Genomic DNA, 8,676 nt, shown 5'->3' on the forward strand with positions numbered 1-8,676 from the left:
CACAAACATTGTCCAAATATCCCTCTAATACATATTATCAATATGTAAGCCGGTTATTAAATAAGAAGTAGAACTGATTTATCTCCCGGTAGTTATTTTTCAAAGGTACTACGGGCCATATCAAAGGCTTCCTTGTAGTCCATTGGTTCCGGGCCCATAAAAACTTTACTGATAAACATTTCGTGGTTGGAAACCGCGTGAATAATCTCATCCACCAAAAAGCCCTTATCCACTTCGCGCTCAATCGCGTCAATCACGGACGAAGCATCCTTGGGCGCTAAAATATCCTCAATGCCGCAATGCAACATTTTAATTACGCTCGCATCCTCGTAGCGCAGCCGCCCCTTAAACAGCGGGAAACTCACCACGCACCCTTTGTAATTAAGCCGCTTTTTAAGAAGCCCCTTAATCATTTTATCCGACAGCATCGCTTGGTTGTCGTTATCAATATTGGGGAACGTCATATCCGAGGGCATAATGGCGTCAGCACGGCGGAAGATATGTTTATAAGGTACAAATTCGGCATCTTCCATTTGCGCCAAGGTCTTTAAAACGCCGGAAACGCCAGGAAAATATTTTACGCAGTTTAAGGCTCCGCCATTGGAAAGCCCCGCGATAAAATCGCCCGCCAAATGGGTAACCGTCAGCGGCACGTCGGAAAATGCCGGGGAAGCATACCCCAAATCCACCACCGGGGCCAGCACCCAATCAATCCCCAAACTGCGCGCCATACGCGCCAAGAGATTGCCCTTGCGGTATGCGCCGTCCTGCGGCGAGGGAAAACGGTTCAAAGAACCGTTGGGTGGCAGGGCGGGGGCATCGGTAATAATTTCGTTTAATTCCTCGTCAATGTCCGCACAAAAGAGCAAGTGGTCGTAGGGTGAAACGTCGCGCATACGCCGCGTAAAGTCGTAGGCTTCCCGCGCGGTCGCTCCGTAGAGGCAAAAGCCCCCCACACCGCGGCGCGCCAATTCTTCGGCTTGTTTTAAGTCGCTTTCTCCAAACCAAAAACCAGGAAAAACAATACGAGCGGGCTTCACAAAAGACTCCTAATCAAAGTACGGACGGGACCAGTGCCTCTTCGGTCTGCGAAGGGGCCACCAATACGCCGTCCGACGGAAGCGGGTCCAGCGTGAGTTTGGGGTCCGGCAACACCTCCGGCTTATGTGGCGTTTTGAGCCACTGGATAAGCGCCGGGCGCAAATATTTGTCCAACATTTCGTGCGAGGTTAAATCGTACGCAGTTAAAAAGGTTACTTTCCCTTCTCCCACGCTTAAAAACGATACATTGCGGATCACACTGGCTTCCAAAAACATCTTTTTGTCCGCCGCTCCCGCGGCAATCAATACATCACCCTTATATAACCGCATCGCAGGTATGGAAAGAACATCGCGGTTGTTCGTCGTGGGGCTGATGAGGGCCAGGGCGGACACGTCCGGCCAGAAACTTACGCTCTTGGCCGCCACATTGGCGCCAAGACCGGCGCCCAACAGCACCGTTTCCGTGGGGGTAACACCTTTCTTCTGCAAAAATTTCATCGCTGCGTCCACATCGCGGGTCATTTTGTTAAATTGGTTATCCACCCCTTCCTTGGCAAAGGTTTTGGCTTCGCCACCGCCCGTACTTTGGCCGTAGCCGCGCAAATCCAATGCCAAATAGCCGAACCCCGCGCGGGCAAGGTCGGCCTTAAAAGAGGAGAAATCTTCTTTCTTTTTATTTAAATCGTGCAGTAAGACAACGGTTTTATCCTGCGAAGAAGCAGGACGGTACACGGCGGAAAGCGCCCAACCGTCCTGCGTGGACAAAGAAACCGTCTTTTCTTCCGTTTCCGCTCCGAAAAGCGGCGTTAAAGAACACGCCAGCACCAAGGCCGGCGCGGCAATTTTAAGTAAACGGACAAACATTTAGCGGTCCAGCACCTCTTCGGGTTTAAACCAAAGCGCAATTTCCTTTTCCGCATCTTCCGGCGAGCCGGAGGCGTGTACGCAGTTTTGCATTACATCGCCGATAAAGCGGCCGAAACTGCCGCGGATCGTCCACGGGGCGGCCTTTTCGGGGTTCGTGCTGCCGATTTCCTGGCGGACTTTGGCGATAGCGTTTTCGCCCTGGAAAACGAAGGCGTAAATTTTATGGTTCGGCACATTGTTAAATTCACCCATCATATATTGGATAACTTCTTCCAAGAAGGGTTTGCCTTCCAAATTTTTGTAGTGCGCGCGGGCCAATTCTTCCGTAAGCGAAACTACTTTGGCCCCGGTCATTTGCAGGCCGAGGTGATCAAGGCGGTCCAAGATAAGACCGCTAATGCGTTTTTCAATAGCATCAGGTTTAATTAGAACAAGCGTTCTTTCCATATATCTCATATTCACATTATACCAAGATTAAAACGCCTGTCAACTTTTTTGCGCGCGCAAAGGATTTTGCCCAATACAAGGGCACATTAGGTATAATAGATAATAACGGAGAAAAGATCTATGGTCCAAGATAAACCTATTAAATTCGGCGTTATCGGCGCCGGCAAAATCGGAACTTTCCACACCCGCACCCTTGCTAAAATGAAAGGGGTTACGCTGGTGGGCGTGTGCGACCCGGACGTAATGCGCGCGCAAAAACTCGCGTGGGCGCACAACTGCACCCCCTATACCAAGCCCGAGGAACTCGTCGGGCAAGTGGACGCCGTAATTGTAGCGGCTCCTACGCAGTTGCACCACCAAATAGGTATGTACTTTTTGGAACACGGCGTGCATACGCTCGTAGAAAAACCGATTGCGGTAACAATGGAGGAAGCGCGCGACTTAATCCAAGCCGCCAAACGCCACCACCTGGTTTTACAGGTTGGGCACGTGGAACGCTTTAATCCCGCCGTAGTGGAAGCCGTAAAATACATCAAAGACCCGCGCTTTATCACCATTACCCGCCAAGGACCGTACGACGGGCGTATGGCTAACATTAGCGTAGTGCTGGACCTGATGATTCACGATATTGATTTACTCTACACCATTGTCCCCAGTGAAGTGGTCCACGTGGATGCCGTGGGGCTTAGCGTATTTTCTCCGCACGAGGACATCGCCAACGTCCGTCTGCACTTTGCCAATGGCGCCGTGGCCGACGTAACCGCCAGCCGTGCCAGTTTTGAACGCGCCCGCTTTATGCACCTCTTCCAGCCGAGCGGATATGTGTCCGTGGACTTTATGAACGCCCGCGTGAAAACATACAGCAAGGACAAACCCGTCATTAATAATATGAACGATTTGACGGTTAATTACCCCAAGGTGGAAAAGCAGTTGCCCATTACCGCCGAAATTTTACACTTTATTGACTGCATCAAAACGGCCAGAACGCCTGCCCCCAGCGGCGAAAAGGGCACCAAAGCCTTGGAACTTGCGTTGCAAATTTGCGAAAAAATGAACCGCTTTGATATTCCGAAAACGGGGCACCTGCACACGCCCAAACCGTTGCAGGCCATCAGCACCGTTGCCCGCGCCGCCCAAGCCGTATTGGACGAAACCTTGGGCCAATTTAAAGGAGACGAAAAATAATGTCCACCATTACCCCCATTTCTAAAAATATTCTCATCGTGGCGGGTGATGTATCCGGCGATATCCACGCCGCCGCCTTGGTGCGCGCTTTAAAAGAAGCCGACCCCGATGTGCGCGTTACAGCAATTGGGGGCAAACAATTAGCGTCCGCCAGCGATACCTTTATGTTTGATTTGGCCAGCCAAGGCGCAAGCGGATTTATTGAACCGCTTAAAAAAATGCCGCTTTGGATTAAACTTTTAAATCAAATCCGCGACTATATGGAAACGCAAAACCCGGTGGCGCTTATCGTGGTGGACTTTTACGGCTTCAACCACCAAGTATTGGGTATGGCCAAGCACCGCAACATCCCGGCCTACTATTATGTAACGCCGCAAGTGTGGGCCAGCCGCCAATACCGTGCCAAACAACTGGCAAACCTGACGAAAAAAATGTTCGTCATTTACCCCTTTGAGCCGGAATTTCACAAACAATTTGGCGGAAACGCCGTATTTTTGGGCAACCCCTTGTTAGACTATTTGCCCGCACCCAAGGATAAAAACTTCAACGTAACCGACCATAAAAACCACGCTTGGAAACTGGGTATGCTGCCCGGCAGCCGTATGGGCGAAATCAAGCGCTTAACGCCTGTTTTCTACCAAACCTTTAAACAAGTGTTAAAGGAATTTCCCCATACGCAAGCGTATATGTTTTTATTGCCGGACGCCGACGAAAAGGTGTTCTTGGATTTAATCGGCGAAAAACCGCACGACAATTTCCATTTTGTAAAAGACAACCATTACGCCAAACGCTCGGAAATGGACTTTTTGCTGGCCTGCTCCGGCACCGCCACCTTGGAAAACGCTTTGCTCGGTATCCCTATGGTGGTGGCATACAAACTCTTCTGGCCGACTTACGAAATTGCCAAACGCGTGATTAAAGTGCCGTATATTTCGCTCGTCAACCTGCTGGCGCGCCGCCCTCTGGTAAAGGAACTTATCCAGCAAGACGCTAACGCCAACGCTTTGGCGGCGGAAACAATGGCAATGTTCCAAAACCCGGCCAAACTGACCGCTATGCGCAAAGACTTGCTCAAACTGCGCGCGTCTTTGGGCGAACCCGGCGTAGCCAAACGGGCCGCGGCGGAAATTTTAGACGATTTAAAACACGAGTAACCTTATGCAAAACGCTCCCGATTTACCGGCCTTGCTCCGTAAGTTTAAAGAATACAACCCCAATCAAGACACTTCTTTGATTGAAAAGGCGTATCACTTTGCCGAAAAGGCACACGAAAAGCAAAAGCGCGAAAGCGGCGAGCCGTATTTTACGCATTGTTGCCACGTCGCCAATATTCTAATGGATTTTAACCTGGACGCCGACACCATTTGCGCCGGCCTGCTGCACGACACGGTAGAGGACACCTCCGTAACCTTGGACGATTTACGCCGGGAGTTCAACCCGGAAATCGCCCATATGGTACAAGGGGTAACAAAAATCAGCGACTTAAAATTTTCCTCCACCGATGAGGAAACCGTAGAAAATTGGCGCAAAATGTTAATCGCCGTGGCCGAGGATGTGCGCGTTATTTTAATCAAACTCGCAGACCGCACCCACAATATGCGCACCTTGGATTTTATGCCGCCGGACCGCCAGCAGTTTAAGGCGTATGAAACCATTTCGCTCTATGCGCCGTTGGCCCAGCGGTTGGGGATGTTCACCATTAAAACGGATTTAGAGGATTTGTCCTTTAAATACCTTCACCCGCAGGAATATGCCGACATTAAAGCGCAAGTGGAAGCCCGTACCGCCGACCGTCAGGCCGCGCTGGAAGCCTTTAAAAAGCAGTTGGAGCCTGCCCTCAAAGCCGACAATTTGGATTTCCGCATTTTGGCCCGGGCCAAAAACTACTATTCCATTTACCGAAAAATGCAAAAGCACCATTGCACCTTTGCGGAAATCCAGGACTCCTTGGGTGTGCGCATTATTACCAAAACCTTGCAGGACTGCTACCGCGCCTTGGGGCTTGTGCACAGCGTTTTTAAGCCGATTGCGGGCACATTTACCGACTACATCGCCACACCGAAGGCCAATATGTACCAAAGCATCCACACAACGGTTTTATCCCCCACGGGCGATATTATTGAAATTCAAATCCGCACCGAGGAAATGCACCGCACCTGCGAATACGGTATCGCGGCGCATTGGCGTTATAAAATGGGCAACGTAAAGCCCGACAAAAACTTTGACGAAAAGATTAACTGGATCCGCCGCTGGATTGAGTGGCAGCAGGATTTAACCGCCCCGCGTGAATTTTTGGAAGGGTTCAAAACGGACGTAAATTTACAGCAAATCTTTGTCTTTACGCCTCGTGCGGACGTAAAATCCCTGCCGGAGGGTTCTACGCCCATTGATTTCGCCTACGCGATTCATACGGACATCGGCGACCATTATGTAGGCGCCAAGGTAAACAACCGTATGGTGCGTATGGATTACGCCTTTAAAACGGGCGATGTGTGCGAAATTATCACGCGCAAGAACGGCGCACCCAAGCGCGATTGGCTGGAATTTGCCAAAACTGCCGGGGCCCGCAGCCACATCAAACGCTATCTGCGCAGCAAAGGGGTTGAACTGTGAACGAGGTAAAAACCTGCCCGCATTGCCACAACGCAGTGGACGAAAAGGACAATTACTGCCGCTTTTGCGGGCGCAGTTTAAAGCCCGGGCGCGGATTTTTTTATTCCCACTCCGGGATAATTCTGGCGGCCCTTGTATTGGGGCCGTTCGCCCTGCCGCTGGTGTGGCTTTCCAAAATTATATCCACGCCCGCAAAATGGATATACACCTTATTGCTCCTGCTTTTGGGCGTATATCTGGCGGTGGCCTTGTATCACATTTTCCTGTTAATGCAGGACGCCACGCAACTATTACTTAACGGCGGACTGCCAACCTTATAATATTCCCTCTCTGGTGTGCCTATATTTTTGTACAATATAGAGTACCCTTTTAATTAAACAAGGAGAAATAAATGACAGACAATGAAGTAAAGCATAACGTTACCAAACACGGTCAACCGAAAGCGCTGTATATGTTGTTTATGGTTGAAATGTGGGAACGTTTTAACTACTATGGAATGAGAGCTCTTCTGTCGCTCTTTATGATCAGTACCGTAATTGGATTCACCAAAGCGACTTCCAGCAAAATTTACGGTATGTTTACGGCCCTGGTGTATTTAACCCCCATCTTGGGCGGATACCTAGCGGATCGTTATATCGGCAAACGCCACTCTATTACCATTGGTGCTATTTTAATGGCTATGGGTCAATTTACGCTGGCGTCTTATGAACTCATTAACCCGATTCTTGCATTGGGTACGGGTTTAACGCTGATTATTATCGGAAACGGTTTCTTTAAACCGAACATCTCCTCTATTGTGGGTGAACTGTACGAACCCAATGACGTCAGAAGAGACGGTGGTTTCACCATTTTCTATATGGGCATTAACGTAGGTGCGTTCTTTGCACCGTTTGTGTGCGGTTTCTTGGGCGAACCTACCGACCCGATGAACGCATTGGAAGCCTATAAATGGAAATATGGTTTTATGGCGGCCGGTATTGGTATGGTCATCGGCCTGATTTGGTATTTGGTTTCCCAAAACAAATACTTGGGGCACATCGGCTTGCACCCCGTAACTAAAAACATCCAAGACGAAGACCCCGAAGAAAAAGCCAAGGCCGAAGCCGCCCAAAAGCCGCTTACGCAGGACGAATGGGACAGAATCAAAGCGATTTTCACCTTTGTATTCTTCGCTATTTTCTTCTTTGCGTTCTTTGAACAAGCCGGCACGTCCTTGAACTTCTTTGCCAAAGAAGCCACCAACTTGCACCCGGTGTTGCCGTTTATTGGGGAAATTACGCTTAAAGCGTCTTATTTCCAGGCGGTGAACCCCATTTTTGTGGTGCTCTTGGCCCCGCTTTACGCCAAACTGTGGCTTAAAATGGGAACGAAAGACCCCTCTATTCCGTGCAAATTCGGCTGGGGTTTGTTCCTGCAAGGTATCGGCTTTGCCGCCATTGCGGTAGGCGCGTCCTTGTACCAAGCCAACGGCCCGGTCAGCGCGATTTGGCTGATTTTAGTCTATCTATTCTGCACGATGGGCGAACTGTGCTTGTCCCCGGTGGGGCTGTCTATGGTGAGCAAACTCGCGCCGCTTAAATTTATGTCCCTGTTTATGGGCGTATGGTTGACGGCCAGTTTCTTTGGTAACCTGCTTGCCGGCTGGCTGGCCAGTTACTACGAATCGTGGAGCCTTTCCACGTTGTTCTCCGTTCCGGCGGTATTGTCTGCCTTGTTCGGTGTGATTATGTGGATTATGACGGGCAAAATCAAAAAATGGATGCACGGCGTGCATTAATCTTTGATTGAGATAAAAAATCCCCGCTCAAAAGAGTGGGGGTTTTTTATGCCTTGCTGGCGGCAGTTCGCAAACGGTTATGGCAAAATATAAGTAGTGCTATCTTCCTGTTGTATCCCCCCCCATTGCCTTGCACAAGCGGTGCGCCCGTTCTGTTCCGTCATAGGCCACGCACTCCCGTTGCCCCGCCGGTTTTCCATTGTTATTGTTATCCAACCAAATCCGATAGGCGTTTTGTTCGGCAGCAGTTGAGTAATGAGCCCCCATAAACCCCATTACGTTTTGAGCCTGATTTAAAATATCATACCAAGAGTCCTCGCACAATACAATGTTATCTCCTGCCGGGAACTGACACCCCGCCGGACCGCTGATATCAATATCCCCAATGGCAAAATTATAAGTTCCGTTCGCCATATAATACACTTCCGTAGCGTCCTTTAAAGCGCGGGTCATAGGGATAATTTTGCTATACCGCGCCTTATCCACGGCCGTTTGGTATTGGGGAACGGCCACCGCCGCCAAAATACCGATAATAAGCACGACGACTAATAGTTCAATAAGTGTAAACCCTGCACTTGCGGCGCAAGAAATATTAGCCGTGTGGCCGCCCCAAACAATGCTGTTGTCGTCATCCCCGAGGAATTGGCGGCCCGCAGGGTTACGGGATCTGTCGTTGTAGTTGTCATCCCGGGCGAGGACCCGGGATCCAGTCTGTTTATTAGAAAAACTCCTTATTTTATTTCTGG

Annotated in this window: 8 protein-coding genes and 1 pseudogene; 5 read left to right on the forward strand and 4 right to left on the reverse strand. The window is 49.9% G+C overall.

Annotation, left to right across the window (positions count from 1 at the left end; translation table 11 throughout):
* Window positions 1-92: 92 nt before the first annotated feature.
* From B2118_RS02375 to B2118_RS02385, 3 genes are read right to left on the reverse strand one after another with little or no spacing between them, the layout of a single operon-like run.
* Window positions 93-1,040, reverse strand: a complete 948-nt coding sequence (locus tag B2118_RS02375; protein ID WP_428052998.1) for a glycoside hydrolase family 3 N-terminal domain-containing protein — start codon at window positions 1,038-1,040, stop codon at window positions 93-95.
* A gap of 13 nt (window positions 1,041-1,053) precedes the next feature.
* On the reverse strand, window positions 1,054-1,905 hold the full coding sequence (locus B2118_RS02380; RefSeq protein ID WP_428053000.1) for an alpha/beta hydrolase: 852 nt from the start codon (window positions 1,903-1,905) through the stop codon (window positions 1,054-1,056).
* On the reverse strand, window positions 1,906-2,364 hold the full coding sequence (locus B2118_RS02385) for a nucleoside-diphosphate kinase (protein ID WP_087289197.1): 459 nt from the start codon (window positions 2,362-2,364) through the stop codon (window positions 1,906-1,908).
* Window positions 2,365-2,475: 111 nt separating this feature from the next.
* On the opposite strand from B2118_RS02385, the gene B2118_RS02390 reads away from it, so the two are divergent.
* The 5 genes and pseudogenes from B2118_RS02390 (at window position 2,476) to B2118_RS02410 (ending at window position 7,930) form a co-directional block, all read left to right on the forward strand.
* Window positions 2,476-3,540 (forward strand): Gfo/Idh/MocA family oxidoreductase, encoded by a 1,065-nt coding sequence (locus B2118_RS02390; RefSeq protein WP_428053002.1) that lies wholly within the window; start codon window positions 2,476-2,478, stop codon window positions 3,538-3,540.
* Between the two features lie 8 nt (window positions 3,541-3,548).
* A pseudogene (gene lpxB, locus B2118_RS02395) lies at window positions 3,549-4,694 on the forward strand (lipid-A-disaccharide synthase); the annotation flags it as partial.
* 4 nt (window positions 4,695-4,698) lie between these two features.
* The gene (locus B2118_RS02400; protein ID WP_428053004.1) at window positions 4,699-6,153 is read left to right on the forward strand and encodes a RelA/SpoT family protein; all 1,455 of its coding nucleotides are present in this window, start codon (window positions 4,699-4,701) and stop codon (window positions 6,151-6,153) included.
* Window positions 6,150-6,473 (forward strand): hypothetical protein, encoded by a 324-nt coding sequence (locus tag B2118_RS02405; RefSeq protein ID WP_428053006.1) that lies wholly within the window; start codon window positions 6,150-6,152, stop codon window positions 6,471-6,473. Before B2118_RS02400 ends, B2118_RS02405 begins: the two co-directional genes overlap by 4 nt.
* A 71-nt stretch (window positions 6,474-6,544) precedes the next feature.
* Window positions 6,545-7,930, forward strand: coding sequence for a peptide MFS transporter (locus B2118_RS02410; protein ID WP_428053008.1), 1,386 nt, complete (start codon window positions 6,545-6,547; stop codon window positions 7,928-7,930).
* 99 nt (window positions 7,931-8,029) lie between these two features.
* On the opposite strand, the gene B2118_RS02415 is transcribed toward B2118_RS02410, so the two are convergent.
* On the reverse strand, window positions 8,030-8,676 hold a 647-nt coding region (locus B2118_RS02415), incomplete at its 5' end, for a pilin (RefSeq protein ID WP_428053010.1).

Origin of the sequence: Candidatus Avelusimicrobium stercoris, from assembly GCF_002437085.1 — a bacterium.
GTDB classification, from domain to species: Bacteria; Elusimicrobiota; Elusimicrobia; order Elusimicrobiales; family Elusimicrobiaceae; genus Avelusimicrobium; species Avelusimicrobium stercoris.

Coding starts and splice junctions, on each gene's coding strand:
- B2118_RS02380 (WP_428053000.1), bottom strand. CDS start 1,905: ATGTTTGTCCGTTTACTTAAAATTGCCGCGCCGGCCTTGGTGCTGGCG.
- B2118_RS02385 (WP_087289197.1), bottom strand. CDS start 2,364: ATGAGATATATGGAAAGAACGCTTGTTCTAATTAAACCTGATGCTATT.
- B2118_RS02390 (WP_428053002.1), top strand. CDS start 2,476: ATGGTCCAAGATAAACCTATTAAATTCGGCGTTATCGGCGCCGGCAAA.
- B2118_RS02400 (WP_428053004.1), top strand. CDS start 4,699: ATGCAAAACGCTCCCGATTTACCGGCCTTGCTCCGTAAGTTTAAAGAA.
- B2118_RS02410 (WP_428053008.1), top strand. CDS start 6,545: ATGACAGACAATGAAGTAAAGCATAACGTTACCAAACACGGTCAACCG.